The 14,467-nt window shown below is 54.9% G+C and carries 15 protein-coding genes and 1 tRNA gene; 5 read left to right on the top strand and 11 right to left on the bottom strand.

The features are described 5' to 3' along the window. Positions 1-166 precede the first annotated feature (166 nt). On the bottom strand, positions 167-646 hold the full coding sequence (locus tag K420_RS20460; RefSeq protein WP_157275051.1) for a hypothetical protein: 480 nt from the start codon (positions 644-646) through the stop codon (positions 167-169). Positions 647-775: 129 nt separating this feature from the next. On the opposite strand from K420_RS20460, the gene K420_RS21160 reads away from it, so the two are divergent. Both K420_RS21160 and K420_RS20125 read left to right on the top strand, forming a co-directional pair. Further along, a complete protein-coding gene (locus tag K420_RS21160; RefSeq protein WP_051453040.1) occupies positions 776-1,030 on the top strand; it encodes a helix-turn-helix domain-containing protein in 255 nt (84 codons plus the stop codon). Between the two features lie 242 nt (positions 1,031-1,272). Next, a complete protein-coding gene (locus tag K420_RS20125; RefSeq protein ID WP_084019607.1) occupies positions 1,273-2,529 on the top strand; it encodes an N-6 DNA methylase in 1,257 nt (418 codons plus the stop codon). A gap of 5 nt (positions 2,530-2,534) precedes the next feature. Here K420_RS20125 and K420_RS20455 read toward each other — a convergent pair whose 3' ends face one another. The 5 genes from K420_RS20455 to K420_RS0109400 all read right to left on the bottom strand — a co-directional run bounded on the left by K420_RS20455 (position 2,535) and on the right by K420_RS0109400 (position 7,296). Further along, positions 2,535-3,449 carry a hypothetical protein gene (locus tag K420_RS20455; protein WP_157275050.1) on the bottom strand — a complete coding sequence of 305 codons (915 nt, stop codon included), beginning with the start codon at positions 3,447-3,449 and terminating at the stop codon, positions 2,535-2,537. Then, positions 3,446-5,404, bottom strand: a complete 1,959-nt coding sequence (locus K420_RS0109415) for an ORC-CDC6 family AAA ATPase (RefSeq protein WP_035854670.1) — start codon at positions 5,402-5,404, stop codon at positions 3,446-3,448. Before K420_RS0109415 ends, K420_RS20455 begins: the two co-directional genes overlap by 4 nt. 3 nt (positions 5,405-5,407) lie before the next feature. After that, positions 5,408-6,208 (bottom strand): phosphoribosyltransferase-like protein, encoded by an 801-nt coding sequence (locus tag K420_RS20450; RefSeq protein WP_456297582.1) that lies wholly within the window; start codon positions 6,206-6,208, stop codon positions 5,408-5,410. A 280-nt stretch (positions 6,209-6,488) separates the two neighbouring features. Continuing rightward, positions 6,489-6,776: a hypothetical protein gene (locus tag K420_RS20700; protein ID WP_198293825.1), complete on the bottom strand. Its 288-nt coding sequence runs from the start codon at positions 6,774-6,776 to the stop codon at positions 6,489-6,491. A 432-nt stretch (positions 6,777-7,208) separates the two neighbouring features. After that, positions 7,209-7,296, bottom strand: a tRNA-Ser gene (locus K420_RS0109400). 219 nt (positions 7,297-7,515) lie between these two features. Here K420_RS0109400 and K420_RS0109395 point away from each other — a divergent pair. Beyond that, on the top strand, positions 7,516-8,208 hold the full coding sequence (locus K420_RS0109395; protein WP_027457839.1) for a Bax inhibitor-1/YccA family protein: 693 nt from the start codon (positions 7,516-7,518) through the stop codon (positions 8,206-8,208). Positions 8,209-8,276: 68 nt separating this feature from the next. Here K420_RS0109395 and rlmD read toward each other — a convergent pair whose 3' ends face one another. Beyond that, entirely contained in the window at positions 8,277-9,575 is a 1,299-nt protein-coding gene (rlmD, locus tag K420_RS0109390) for a 23S rRNA (uracil(1939)-C(5))-methyltransferase RlmD (protein WP_027457838.1), read from the bottom strand. Between the two features lie 52 nt (positions 9,576-9,627). Here rlmD and K420_RS0109385 point away from each other — a divergent pair, with 52 nt between their 5' ends. Both K420_RS0109385 and K420_RS0109380 read left to right on the top strand, forming a co-directional pair. Then, positions 9,628-10,104 (top strand): DUF7931 domain-containing protein, encoded by a 477-nt coding sequence (locus K420_RS0109385; protein ID WP_027457837.1) that lies wholly within the window; start codon positions 9,628-9,630, stop codon positions 10,102-10,104. Positions 10,105-10,349: 245 nt separating this feature from the next. Next, the gene (locus K420_RS0109380; protein WP_027457836.1) at positions 10,350-10,625 is read left to right on the top strand and encodes a hypothetical protein; all 276 of its coding nucleotides are present in this window, start codon (positions 10,350-10,352) and stop codon (positions 10,623-10,625) included. A 61-nt stretch (positions 10,626-10,686) separates the two neighbouring features. Here the strand turns inward: K420_RS0109380 and K420_RS0109375 are convergent, their stop codons facing one another. The 4 genes from K420_RS0109375 to tilS all read right to left on the bottom strand — a co-directional run bounded on the left by K420_RS0109375 (position 10,687) and on the right by tilS (position 14,437). Continuing rightward, positions 10,687-11,451 carry an MBL fold metallo-hydrolase gene (locus tag K420_RS0109375; RefSeq protein WP_027457835.1) on the bottom strand — a complete coding sequence of 255 codons (765 nt, stop codon included), beginning with the start codon at positions 11,449-11,451 and terminating at the stop codon, positions 10,687-10,689. Continuing rightward, positions 11,451-12,578, bottom strand: coding sequence for an outer membrane protein assembly factor BamC (gene bamC / locus K420_RS0109370; protein WP_027457834.1), 1,128 nt, complete (start codon positions 12,576-12,578; stop codon positions 11,451-11,453). Before bamC ends, K420_RS0109375 begins: the two co-directional genes overlap by 1 nt. A gap of 17 nt (positions 12,579-12,595) precedes the next feature. Beyond that, positions 12,596-13,474: a 4-hydroxy-tetrahydrodipicolinate synthase gene (gene dapA, locus K420_RS0109365; protein ID WP_027457833.1), complete on the bottom strand. Its 879-nt coding sequence runs from the start codon at positions 13,472-13,474 to the stop codon at positions 12,596-12,598. 78 nt (positions 13,475-13,552) lie between these two features. Further along, complete coding sequence (gene tilS, locus K420_RS18550; protein WP_051453039.1) at positions 13,553-14,437, bottom strand: tRNA lysidine(34) synthetase TilS; 885 nt, start codon at positions 14,435-14,437, stop codon at positions 13,553-13,555. Positions 14,438-14,467 lie beyond the last annotated feature (30 nt).

The raw sequence follows: 14,467 nt of genomic DNA, 5'->3' as shown, positions 1-14,467 counted from the left end.
TAAATTTGGCAGTTGGCCGACCGATTGCCTTGTGGCCACCAATGCTTTCAATTGACGAATGGGAGTTTGTTGCATTACCAATGCAATTTAACCTTCGCGCTGAAACGCAGAATGAAAATTCAACTTTAGCCGATACAACAAATCCCACGCCGGTCAAATAAATGACCTATACTCCATTCTTACAGTCGGCAAGATAATTCTTCCACACCTTCACACCGAACATAATCTCCTCGGTATCGTATGATTTTACGATTTCGCCATTCCTTATAAAGAACCAATAATCATGGGCTCCTGTATAGCCTCCGTATGAATTTTTCGCATTTACCGAAACACATACAGCGTAGCCATAGACAACATCCCTCGCCTTTTCATCTCTTATAAAATACCGCTTAATTGGCTTGCTGAAATCGCCGTACCTAGCAGACTCCGGGTCTTTAAGGTTTTTCGAAAAATACTTTTTTAACAATAGTTCGGAATCACTTGGGTAAGAGCCATAGTCTGCATTCGCAACCGGCAAAGTTTTTTTCCAAGCTTTTGTCTCGTTGATTCTGGCATCGATTTCTTCTTGACTAAGGGATTTAGGGACATTGACGCATCCACCAAGGGTGAGTGCAGCAGTTAGCAAGGCGATAATTTTTGATTTCATTGGCAGGAATCTCCTTCATGGAATTACAGAATCCACACGCACCAAAAAATGCCGTTTGACTATACACGACGCACGACCCCGTGACTATAGGCCGTTGTCTATAGTCACACCCGAAGCGAGATTCCCTTCATGGCGAACTCGCAACATCCTGACATTGGTCCCATATTTGGCAACATTCTGAAGCGTCACCGGACGCTGGCGAATGTCTCGCAGGAAGAGCTCGCCTTTCGGGCGGGGGTAGATCGGACCTACATTTCTCGCCTCGAACGAGGTGTCCGACAACCGACTATTACCACGCTAATAGGATTGGGGGCCGCGCTGGGAATCCCAGCCGCAAATCTGGTTAGTGAAACGGAACGTGAGTTGCTGCAAGCTAGCTGCTAGCTAGCCCCTACGGCCCAACCAATGCCCACCAAGGCCACAGCAAGCAACGCAGCAGCGCGTAACATAACGTAATACGTGGGAAGGATAAGCTAAGCTTGCCGCGCTGCCGTTGACCACTCCCAACCATCCCAGCCCTCACGTAACATCTTGCAAAATGCTTATCGTGTAAGACTTTTTGTGCCATTGGCTCGACACTTAATGGATAATTGAAAAATTGTCTGAGTAATGCTGGAGATGCCTCAATGGAACCTGAAAGTCGCAAAACCACAGGTTCGGACTGGTTAGGCCGCTACTACACATTTGGAGACATTAGCCGAGTTCTGATCGACCAGATGCACGGCCAGACCCCCTCACGTATTTTAGACTTAGGGTCCGGTGCGGGAGCTCTATCAATTGCAGCACTGCAACGCTGGGAAGATGCAGAGATCCTGACTGTCGATGTCGACGAAAGTGCAGGAATCAAACTAGGGGCTAAGCTTAGCAACCTACCCAGTTGCGGAAAGCACCGTCACGTATGTGCAGATGCGCTCAGTGACCATCTGCCATCGCTTATAGCGTCACAAGCTCCCGAAATTGATGCGGCCGTTTGTAATCCACCATTTGTGGTTCCAAAATGGCGCGATGGCTTCGCAGAAATTCTAGAGGATGCGGGCTTCAATAGCTGCTTACCGTCTGTAAACAACGTTGATGCTGCCCTCTTGTTCCTCGCGCAAAACCTTAGACTCATTAAAGATGGCTCTACAGTAGGGATTATTCTCCCTGACACCTTGGTTTCCGGCGCGCGCTACCGTAACTTCCGTCGTCAACTTGTTGAGCGCTACTGCGTCGAGCGAGCGATTAGATTGCCGCGTCATTCATTTTCGAAGACTGATGCCCAAGCGCACATACTTATAATCAGCAAGCGAAAACCAACCACCGACCGGACTAGCCTCTTTCGGCTGGATGATAGCCATAAACTAAGCAATGGCTTACAAGTCAATCTCGACAAGGCAATTGATCGGCTTGACTACGAATATCACGCACAGTCAACAACAAGTCATAGCGTCGGATTCAAATACCAGCTACTGAGTGAGTTGGGAGTGACCTTAAAAAGAGGCTCCCATACTAGCGCCCAAGCAAAACACGCTGAAACACCAATCCTCCACACATCGAATATCCAGCTATCCGACTATGGCAAATGGTGTGACCTCAGCTGTTTCAGTTTTAAATCTGCTACACAAAACCTACCAGGCCGGGAACTTGCTATCGCAAGGCCTGGCGACATACTTATTGCGCGTGTTGGACGAAACCTTGAGCATAAAGTAATAGGGGTTAAAAATGGAAATCCTCTTATTACAGATTGCGTCCTACGGCTAAGAGCACCTGCTTTATATCGGAAAAAGATTCTTACCCAATTATCTAGCCCAATAGGAAGTGCGTGGCTAGCATCGAGAGCTCATGGAGTCGGAGCGAGGATCATAACTCATGATGATGTTCTATCATTCCCCTTGGCTCTATAATGTTTCTACGTTTGATTTTGAATTGAAACCACGTACCGGTGGCCAACGCTAACGCCTTTAGAACGCTCTTCTTTTTTCTTCGGGTGATCGTAAAGAACCCCAACCTGATCGGGAAATAAGCTAGCAAAAATTGCTGATGCTATTCCACAGGGCTTAGTTCCAATCGGGGCGACAAACATACGATTTCCCATTTGAAGCGAAAGCCGAGTTTCTTCGAGGCAATCAAAAGCGGAACCAGGATCATTTGCGGCACAGTAGGCTACCTGGAATGAACTTTTATCATTCAAGATCGACAGGTGGGGGACAATTGAATTTAACTCCCAGCCGGGTTTAAAAGCGGGGACGCCAAATACCACTTTAATTTCTTTCGACCCGATCATTTGATATTCTTCAAGAGCCCGCTCTAACCTTTCTGGCTCATATCCAAGAAAAAAAACACCGGCTTCGACGTCATCACTAGAAAGATCCACGACCGCATGAGGTATTGGGCGATAGCCAACTATCAATTCCGAAAGCGCAAATAGATCATTTCCATGATTGCTTCTGCTGTAGTCTTGAGGCTCCAAATAAAGTACTTGAAATCGAGAGACTCCAAGCTCAATTAGCGCTCTGATAGTACACAGCAACTCGGAAAAATCCATCGAGGTTGCCTCTAGCACTATGTTGGCATCTGAAATATATTTGCCAAACAATTCACAACAATCATCTGCGCCTACGTCGCCATCTCCGATTTTAAGAGTCATGGTTTGGCTATCGTAGGCAACCTTAACTCTCCTTACGACCGCATCACCACCGAGTTGTATCGCGGATTCCTCACGTTCATCGACAGCATGTCCGTGAAAAAGAACCGTGGGATGTGCGAATGGTATTTTTCCGGGATCGGAGTAAGCCTCTGACGAGAAAATCACTGGAGAAGTCATAACATGAGATCCAATTGCAGCCCTGACGATGATCGACCATCGGTTTTAACTAATTTCCCGGCCAATTCCCGATATTCGTTTTCAGTGCCAACTGCCAACACATGGAAATCTTCAACAGAAAGAGATATCTTGCGCTTTCTTCTGTAGCTAATCCAGAAATATGGCGCATAAATTGGGTTGAGTTGGTAATCAATAATATCGTCACCAATTTCCCCCTTTGCTTTTGTCTCGAGCTGTTCGATTAGTATTGCGTATTTCTTAGCCTCGCCAATAAACAACAACTCGCTTTCATCCAAAGGCCTGTTACCCGAGTTTATTGTAAATTGGTTCTGTTCTGGCTCGCTCATTGCCGGCTTTGCCTGAAGCGCCCTAAATAGGCTCCCCAATCGCAAGACAAACATTCTCAAGCGCTCGCCGAACTCCCCAAATGTTTTGATTTCACGGATTAACTGATCAGCTGCTTCATATGCAGCTCTCGCTTGAGTAGAAACAGGGAAGACATCGGCTTCCTCGTCTTTCAACTCAGAGATTTCAAGCGCTTTGTAACAAAGAATCAAAAAATGCCTGAGATTGTTATTGGCCATTGTACAAAATGTGTCGAACCCACTATATATGGGACACTCTTGTCGATACGGCCGATAGGCCTCCAGCAACGAGCCAACCAAATTATTATGAATCCAACTAGTACTAAACTTCCCAGTCCTAGCAGAATCATATAGCGCTAGCTCGGCGAGAACCTGCTCTGGCTGTAGGCGTTGCCGGTTTAATAGCGCGGGCACGACGATCAAAGCTTCGCCAATGTGAGAATATTTTAAAAAGGCGTCGGGCGAAATACTCGAATTTGCGTCATCTAGAGCCTTTTTAATACGCTCTTTGAGTATATTTAATATACGATCTTTTCCAACCGCCTCCTGCGCAAACTCCTTATCACCTAAGGTTGGGAATTTTGCTCTAATCTCATCAAGAATTCTTTTTCGATATTCATTGGACTGCCTGCCTGCCAAACAGTCTAAAGTCCTTACGGTGCGCAGCAACTCGCTGGCCTGATTAGCTTCGGCCAAGTCTAGATTTGCAAGAAATACTTCGGCAAAGAATATCTGGCGCTCCGTCTCATCCATTAACTCATCTAAGACAAGCAAACGAAAATCGTGGGTTGCATTGATGGACTCTGGACCAGTGGTTCTCGACTCACCAGAAAGCTCTTTCGATGTAAAGCTAATAATCAAAGGCCGCTGGCTATGCTTCAAAAACGAATTTAATACACGCCTTTGATAAGGAACCAGATTCTCAACCTCGTCAACGTAAATATAGAACGAGGCACCCTCCAATCCTGTCGATTCTTTTATATCACTTATCAGCGAATCAAGAAAGAATTTCCCTGGAGGTAGCAAAGGGCGCTCCATGGACGCCATATTGGATATCCATGTACTAAACGCCCTTCGCCGGCCTTCTAGATATCTTTCAAGGTCATTTGGCGAAACCGGAAAATCTGGATGGAAATCTTTGACCGAAGGAAATCTCAAAGAATTAAAATTATCTTCTGAAAAATCCGGATAACTACTAAGGGCAACAGCCCTAATTGATCTAATTAGTTCTACCGATATAACCAAGGCAAAGTAGTTTTCGAAAATCGAAATCCAATCCGCCTCACTTAATCCACGATGGTGTAGCGAATTGCAGAATTGGGTGTCGACGCGCCAATAGATACCGATATGCTGGATTTCATCTCGATCAATATCAGTACGCCTATTTGAGAAAGCCGTATGATAGTCGAGATATTTCAGAAGCATTGTCTTCCCGCAACCGCGCTTTCCCACAATATAGGTTGATTTGGTTGCCGTCTTTAGTGCGAGGCGAGTGAAATATGGCGGAATAAAAAACTTCCCCCAGACATCAGCATCGTGCTCCTCTGCTCTAGTTTTCGACAGGATAGTGTGATCAACGATTGGCAACATGATTTACCTACCGATCAAAGGGGTCCAAGTGGCTGACACCCCCCACAACAGTTCGACAGAGTCATCTGGAATACCGTGCTCATATGCAACAAGCAATCCCAAATTTCCGTACCCTAATGGGCTATTTTTCTCAAATGGCTCATGTCTTTCATATATTTTCATATACAAATCTTCCGGGCTGATATCAGTATATGGCCAAACACCGCTATCTACCCAAACGCGCGAAAGCGCCGAAAATCCGTCACTTTTCGTGAGCATTTCACCATAAAAAATAGGCAATTTTGGGAATTTTTCGGAAAATTTATTTATTGCGGTTTCGTGGGCAAGCGCAACAACTATTCCCGACTGATCACCATCTGCAAGAAAACCGCCTCGCTGAGAAATAAAATCCGACAGTTGATCGCCAGTATATACACCATCATCGACAAGCAAATAGCGCTCCTTCGGCGTCAGATTGGTTATTTGCACAGGATATTGAAGCTGGCCTTTTTTTATTCCAAGTTTTGACGTCAGAACTCTTACAATTAATTCCCCGCTTTTTCCCGGTGGAGTGTAGTCATGCGTCGGAGGCCCATAAATCATCTCTATGGAATCTACTCGCCCCTCGATTACATCCTTCCAGTTGGCTACTTCTGGATTCAGATCAGAAGGCAAAAAATATTTGCCGGCTCTACGTAACGCCTGCCGCAACGAAGAAACAAGCTGGTCATTGGTTCTAAAAACCAAATGACGGAGGATAAGCAAACCGAGTATCTTTTCTTGCTCAGTTAAAAACTGGTTTAGCCAAGTTTTAACCCGCTCCATAGTCAATGGGGAACGAATCCCCGTAGTGCAGAGCAACTTGCAAATTTGTCGCAGCTTTAATTCGTCTGCACGCCTACAATTCTCTATAGTCATTATGAATGAGCAGGAAGATGACTCGAAATATAGTACCTCTCACGGAGGCGCCTACTTGCATGATAATATCATGCTGCGCCGCTCTTAATGTCATGGGTATGTTGTCGCAAATATCCAAAGTCACGCTTCCCGAAAGGCCACAACTTGGCGCGACAATCCATCGACACTATGCTGGCCGACAGTGCGCCTAGCCAATATATCGGGACGCTGCTTTGAAGAGCAGTTCAGTTTCGCGCACTAAATGACTGAAGGGGTAGTACTTACAGTCCTGCACACAGGCAAATATTTCGATCAGTGTTGAATCAGTGGTTTCACTGCGACCACCAAGAACCTGCAAGATACGAACATGAGCGAACGTATCGTCGAGATGTAGGCCAAGTTCGGTGAAAGAAGAGCCATCACTGTCGATCTGACTAAGGCAGAACGAGTCTATGATGGTCTTGGCAATGTTATCAACATCAAGGGAACGTCCCATCCCTTACGCACGGAAATACGAAATGCCCACCAAAGCCTATTGGAAGGGATACCTAGCAACCTTCTTCCAGAAGCAGCATTTCGAAAGTTTTCCCGGCGTTCACGATCGGCCTTTCCGTGGCGCATGTCGGCGTACGAATGGGCCCATCGCACCTCCAACGCCAAGACCTTCCCAAACCGATTTGTATCATCAAAGCTAAACACATGTAGGCCTTGAAATAGATACAGAGCTGCCCAGCGCGGAACACACGTCGAAATCAATAGGAAAAGCCTGTTGGTACTGCATGGGCACGGCCTGTTCCTTGTGCGCTTACTATCTGCTTACCGCTCGCTGTTGCTTGTCAGTGATTGGCGCAGAATTTGACCCAGCGTGTGCTTTTTAACATCTGGCTTTTTCTTGGCTGCGCAACAAACACCAAGTCCTTGTTTTTATTGGCGGAGGCGGTGAGATTCGAACTCACGAAGGGTTTCCCCTTGCCGGTTTTCAAGACCGGTGCAATCGACCACTCTGCCACACCTCCGATGCACTACCCCCAACAAATTTCAAGACTGCTGGTTTAAACCACTCACCCAAACCCCCTGCAATCGGTCAGCGCGGCATCCTGCCTCAGCCGCCTGAGCCGCGCATGATAGCACAGTCACACCGACGCACCCGTGCCCGGCACCGGCGCTTCGTTGAAACTTCCAGCTCACTCGGCTAGTCTTAGCCTTTAACGAAACAACCGAAGGAGTATGCCCGAATGACCACCCAATACGAGTTTGCCCGCCAGACCTCTGCCGATGTCGCGCTCGGTCAGAATCGCGTCCTGCGCAACACCTACATGCTGCTCGGCCTGTCGATGATCCCGACGGTGCTCGGCGCCATGGCCGGCATCCAGATGGGGTTCAGCTTCTTCGCCGGTAGCCCGATGATCTCCTTCGTGCTCTTCCTCGGCATCGCCTGGGGCTTCATGTGGGGTATCGAGAAGAACAAGAACAGCGGCCTCGGCGTCGCCTTGCTGCTCGGCTTCACCTTCTTCATGGGGCTCATGCTGTCGCGCATCCTGCAGGTGGCACTGGGCTTTTCCAATGGCGGGTCGATGATCGCCCTGGCCGCTGGCGGCACGGGTGCCATCTTCTTCACGCTGTCATCGATCGCCGCCGTCAGCAAGCGCGATTTCACCGGCATGGGCAAGTTCCTGTTCGCCGGCATGATCCTGATCCTGCTCGCCGCCGTCGCCAACATCTTCTTCCAGGTGCCGGCTCTGTCACTGACCATCGCGGTAGCCGCCGTCGGCATCTTCTCGGCCTACATCCTGTACGACATCAGCCGCATCGTGCAGGGCGGCGAGACCAACTACGTCAGCGCCACGCTAGCCGTCTATCTCGACATCTACAACGTCTTCGTCAGCCTGCTGCAGCTGATCATGGCCTTCACCGGCGAACGCGACTGAGCAGGCACTGCTCCGGAGACGTCAAGGGCAGCCCGGGGCTGCCCTTTTTCTTGCCCGACGACCGCCCCTCAGGGCCGTTCGAAAACGGCGATGGATTCGACGTGCGCCGTATGCGGGAACATGTTCATGACCCCCGCCGAGATGAAACGATAGCCCTTGACCGAGACCAGCACCGCAGCGTCGCGGGCCAGCGTCGCCGGATTGCACGAGACATAGACGATGCGCCGCGGCGCATCCGCCCCCAGCGCCTTGATCAGCTCGATGGCCCCCTCGCGTGGCGGGTCGATCAGCATCTTGTCGAAACGCCCGAGCTTGGCCAGTGAAGCCTCCGTGCACTCGAACAGGTTGGCGACACCGAATTCCACACGCTGGCCCAACCCGTTGGCGACGGCACTTTCGCGCCCGCGCTTGACCAGCGCCGGGCTGCCTTCGACGCCGACGACACGGGCTCCGGAGCGGGCAATCGGCAAGGTGAAATTGCCCAGGCCGCAGAACATGTCGGCGATCCGCTCGCCCGGCTGCGGGTCGAGCAGCCCAAGCGCCCGGCGAACCAGGATGCGATTCACCGCATGATTGACCTGGGTGAAGTCGGTTGGCTTGAAATCGAGCTCCAGCCCGAATTCCGGCAGGGTGTAGGAAAGGCGCGGCCCGTCGACCGGATGGAAACGGTAGGCCGAATCCGGCCCCTTCGGCTGCAGGTAGAAAATGATCCGGTAGCGGTCGGCGAAATCGCGCAGCCGCTGTTCGTCCGCCGCAGTCAGCGGCTCAAGGATGCGCAGGACGAAGACCGTGCAATGCTCGCCAACAGCCAGTTCTAGCTGCGGCAGGCGCTCGGCGATGGACAGCGAACCGATCAGTTCGCGCAGCGGCATCAACAGTGCCGAGACATGCGGCGGCAGAATGGCGCAGGTTTCCATGTCGGCGATGTAGCTGCTGCGCTTTTCATGGAAACCGATCAGCATGCCCCCCTTGCGCTCGACTTTGCGCACCGAGAGACGCGCCCGGTGGCGATATCCCCACGCTTCGCCATGGATTGGCGGCAGGATGCTTTCCGGCCGCACGCGGCCGATGTGCCACAGGCTGTCTTCCAGCACGCGCTGCTTGGCGGCGACCTGAGCGCTCGGCTCGATATGCTGCATGGCGCAGCCGCCGCAGATGCCGAAATGCGGGCAGCGGGGCTGGACGCGGGCCGCCGACGGCTTCAGGACGCTGACCAGGTGGGCCAGTTCGTAATTCGGCTTGCGCCGGAAGCTGGCATATTCGACGGTTTCTCCGGGCAGGGCGCCATCGACGAAGATGGTCTTGCCCTCCTGGCGGGCAATGCCGCGCGCTTCGTGGTCCAGCGATACGATAGTCCCGATCGGCACGGTCTACTCCGCAAAAAAGCGCGAATTTTATCAATCGGTTACACTAAGCGCCATGGCTCGCGAACTGATCACCACCTGGGCGGAATACCAGACAGCAATCGACCGAATGCTGGCGATTGCCTGCCACCGCATCTGCATCTACGACGAGGACCTGACCAACCTGAAACTGGAATCGTCAGCCCGCCTCGATCACCTCAAGCGCCTGCTGGCCGGCCAGCCCGCCCCTGTCCTGCGCATCGCTGTGCGAAACGGCGGTCCGCTCCGGCACGCCCATCCGCGCCTGCAGAACCTGCTGACCACCTATGGCCACCTCGCCACGGCGCAGGAAACACCGTCCCAGATCGCCCATCTGCGCGACAGCATGCTGATTGTCGACGGCAAGCACGCCCTGATCCGTTTCGAACGCGATCTGCCGCGTAGTAAATTGCTGATCGACGAAGCCGACGAGTTGCGTCCTTATCTCACCCGTTTTGAGGAAATCTGGGCAGAAGGCGGCGAACGCATCACCAACTCGGTCGTCGGCCTGTAAGGCAACCAGCGCCCTGCCGCACAATGTCGCAATGCGACATCCGAGGCGCTGCGCGCCGCCCATCCGGGGTCGCGATGCCAGCCGATCGCTCGTGAACAATCGGCTTCGCTATTCGTCCGCCATTCCGCATTGCAACAAATGGCGCGCTCTCCCGGCAATTTTGTTGCTATAATCGTGTGCTGATCAGGTAGCTCCTGATCTCCCAAAATTCAGAATTTTTTGGTTCTTGTCGATAAGGAAATCCCATGAATAAGTCTATTCTCGTCGCCGCCCTGCTGGCTGTTGCCCTGACCGCCTGTGGCAAGAAGGAAGAGCCGGCTGCTGCTCCGGCCCCGGCCCCCGCTCCGGCTGCTGCCCCGGCTCCGGAAGCCAAGCCGGCTGAACAAGCTGGTATGGCTGGTATGGAAGCCGCCAAGCCGGCCGAGCAAGCTGGTATGGCTGGCATGGAAGCCGCCAAGCCGGCCGAGCAAGCTGGTATGGCTGGCATGGAAGCCGCCAAGCCGGCCGAAGAAAAGAAGTAATCCTTCTTTCTTCCGTAAAAACGGGGCTGCGGCCCCGTTTTTTATTGCCTGAAATCTTGTATCAGGCCAGGCAGCGCCAGTCGAATCCAGTTTCCTGGGTTGCCACCCCGAGTTCCACCGCTGCTCCGGCAAACACTTCGCCGAGCAGGCCGCGCACCGTTTCCGGCACGTTGTTGCGCTCACTGAGATGGGCCGCCACCAGATGCTGCAGCCCACGGCAATCGATCTGCCGCAAGAGGGCCGCGGCGGCGCCATTTTCGAGATGCCCCCGGCGCCCCGCGATGCGCCGCTTGAGCGAAGCCGGGTAGGTCGAGCGGGCGAGCATCTCGCCATCGTGATTGAATTCGAGGACCATCCCGTCACACCCCGACAACATGTCGCAAACATGCGGCGTTGTCTGACCGGCATCGGTCAACACACCCAGCTGTCTGCCATGGGCGGCAAAGACATACTGGACAGGCTCACGCGCATCGTGCGGCACAGGGAAAGGGGCCACTTCCAGTTCGCCGACGGCGAACGAACGATGGCTGTCGATGATGCGCAGGTCGAGCCCGGCATCATCGGCCGCGCAGGCCGCCCAGGTGCCGTGCGTCAGCCAGACGGGGAGCCCGTACTTGCGTGCCAAGCGGAAAACCCCGCCGACATGGTCGCCATGTTCGTGGGTCACGACGATGCCGGCGAGATCAGTCGCTTGCCGGCCAAGGCGTTGCAGCCGGGTCACGGTTTCCCGCAACCCGAAGCCGCAATCGAGCATCAGGCAGGTCGCCCCGGCTTCGACAAGCAGCGCATTACCCGCGCTGCCGCTGCCGAGCGAGGCGAAACGCATCACTGCAACTGCTGGAGGAGCAGTCCGAGGATTTTCTTTGCGGTTTCCGACTTGTCGGTACCGCCTTCAGCCGAGAGCACCTTGACGACGCTCTGCTGCCCATCCTCGCTGACATGGATGCGATACTGGGCATTGGTATTGACCGGCGCGTCGCTCTTCCAGAAAGCCAGCTTGGACAACAGGCCGGTATCCTTCTTGCTGCGATTGTCGGCGTCCGGATCGACATAGCGGACGAAATACAGGCCGCGCGTACGGTCGCGGTCTTCAACGGTGAAGCCGACGCGGTCAAGCGCCAGGCCGACACGACGCCAGGCGCGGTCGAAGCGCTCGAAGACCTCCAGAGTGCCCGCACCGTCGTCCGACTTGGCCAGCTTGGCGCGCGGCTCGGCCTTGACGGCGGCCAGCGAGGCTTCGGCCCGCTTTTCCTCGGAGCCCAGGCGCACCATCAGGCGGCGCAGCATTTCGGCTTCCAGTTCCGGGTCGGCGGCACGCGGCTGCCAGCGGGTGTCATCCTTGGCCGAGGAGGTGTAAACCTCTTCCATGCCGCGATGGCTGATGAAGATGTCGGTCGTTCCCGGCGTGGCACCCGGTTCGAAGCGGGTGCGGAACTTGTCGCGCTCGCCGGTCGAGTATAGCGAATCGAGCAGTCGGCCGAGCGTGTTGCGAATGAAATCCTGGCCGATCTTGGCACGGTTTTCCGCCCAGTCGGTTTCCATCACACCAGCCTCGGGACGCTCGACGTTGATGATGAAGCCGGTTTCCTGCCAGAAATCCTTGACCGTGTCCCACAGCTTGTCGGCCGGTGCGGCGACGACCAGCCAGCGCTGGTTGCCGGAACGCTCGACACGCACCTTGTCGACCTGCGGCAGGACAGCCGTGCTCTGCGCCTGGGCTTGCGGCGTGCGGTCGGCGCTGTAGGCCGAGAAGGTAGCGGTTCCCTTGCCGGCGGCGTCGGGTACCAGATATTTGTCGTCGCGGGCGATCTGCGACAGGTCGGGCGGGATTTCCAGGGTCGGCACCTTGCCGGCCGATTTGTATTCGATCTTGCGCGATTCGGGGAGCATGCTGCACCCGGCCAGCGCGACGGCAAGCAGGGAAAGGGTAAGGCCGGAAAGCCGACGGTTCATGTTGCTGTTACTCCGCATCAAGCGATCAGGCCGGCCTGGCGCAGAGCAGCCAGGACGCGAGGCTGGCTGGCCTCGGACAGGGTGGTCAGCGGCAGGCGGATGCCGTTCGGCGTCAGGCCGAGCTGGTGCACCGCCCACTTGACCGGAATCGGGTTGGCTTCGCAGAACAGGTCGCGATGCAGGCCAACCAGCTTGAAGTGGATTTCGCGGGCCTTGGCCATGTCGCCATGGCGAGCAGCGACGCACATCTCGTGCATCAGGCGGGGCGCGACGTTGGCCGTCACCGAAATATCGCCATGGAAGCCGAGGGCGATGGTCGCCACGGCCGTCATGTCGTCCCCGGTGTACAGGCCGAAATCCTTCGGTGCCCGAGCGATCAGGTCGCAGGCACGATCCAGGTTGCCGGTCGCATCCTTGACGCCGACGATGCCCGGCACCTGGGCCAGGCGGAGGATGGTGTCGTTGGACATGTCGGCCACGGTGCGGCCCGGCACGTTGTAGAGCAGGATGGGCAGTTCGACCGCTTCGGCAATGGCCTTGAAGTGGCGATACATGCCTTCCTGGGTCGGCCGGTTGTAGTAGGGCACGACGGACAGCGACATGTCGGCGCCGGCCTTCTTGGCGAATTCGGTCAGCTCGATGGCTTCGGCGGTGGAGTTGCCGCCGGTACCGGCGATCACCGGGATACGGCCGGCGACGTGCTCGACGGCGACCTTGATCAGTTCGCAATGCTCCTCGACATTGACCGTCGGCGATTCGCCGGTCGTTCCGACGACGACGACCGCGTCGGTGCCTTCCTGCACGTGCCAGTCGAGCAGCTTGCGGAAGGAATTCAGGTCGAGGCTGCCATCTTCCTGCATGGGAGTGACGATGGCGACAATGGATCCTGTAATCATGGCCTGTATATGAAAAAAGTAATTTCTCGATTGTAACTGATGGGGATTCGCGCCGGAAAGGCGCTTGGTAACAGAATGTTATTTTCCCGGACACCAGCGCAGGCAACGCTGGGCAACGACCATCCGGCCGTCCGGCAACTGCAATTCCGGGTGCCGGTCGGGAGCAGCGGTCAACAGTTGGTGGGCGAACTCCTCCAGCCGGCTGGCAACCGGAACCTGCCAGCCGAGCGCACGCAGGCGGTAGCGCAGCAGGTTCTTCAGACGGGGCAAGGAAAGCTGACGCAGGGCCGACATTGCCGCGCCATCGCCGTCGCTCGCCCGTTGCCAGTCAAGCGCAGCCAGTTCATCAAGCAATGCCCCGGCCTCGGCGAAATGGCCGGCCGCCTGGGCAAGCGCCGCTTCGGCTGCCGGAAAGCGCTGCCCCAGCGCGACCAACGCTTCGTGACGCAGGTAGTTGCGGGTCAGGCCGATATCCCGGTTGCTTTCATCTTCGACCCAGTCCAACCCTGCCTGGCGGGCATACACTTCGATCTCGCCCCGTGCCACACCAAGCAATGGCCGTAGCAGGCGCTTCTCGCCGAAACGCCGTTCGAGCGGCATGCCGGCTGCTCCGGTGACACCGGCACCCCGGAGCAGGTTGAAGAGCACCGTCTCGGCCTGGTCACCACGATGATGGGCCAGCAGCAGGATGTCGCCCGCCACTTCGGCAAAGACCTGGTAACGCGCCGCGCGCGCTGCTGCCTCGAGGCCACTGCCGCTGTCGGTATCGACGACGACTGGCCGCAGGACGAGCGGCACGCCGAGACGGCGGCAGTAATCCGTGCAGAAATTGGCCCAGGCATCGGCGTTGGGCGACAGGCCGTGGTGGACGTGGATCGCCTGCAGACGGTCGATCAGATCGAGGGCGCAGAGGACATGGAGCAGAACGACGGAATCGCAGCCGCCCGAAAGACCGACGGACAAGGTGTCCGAGGGCCCAATGCGGGCGGCGAG

This window comes from Dechloromonas agitata is5, from assembly GCF_000519045.1.
Taxonomy (GTDB): domain Bacteria; phylum Pseudomonadota; class Gammaproteobacteria; order Burkholderiales; family Rhodocyclaceae; genus Azonexus; species Azonexus agitatus.
This window is presented reverse-complemented; position numbering and strand designations above follow the sequence as displayed.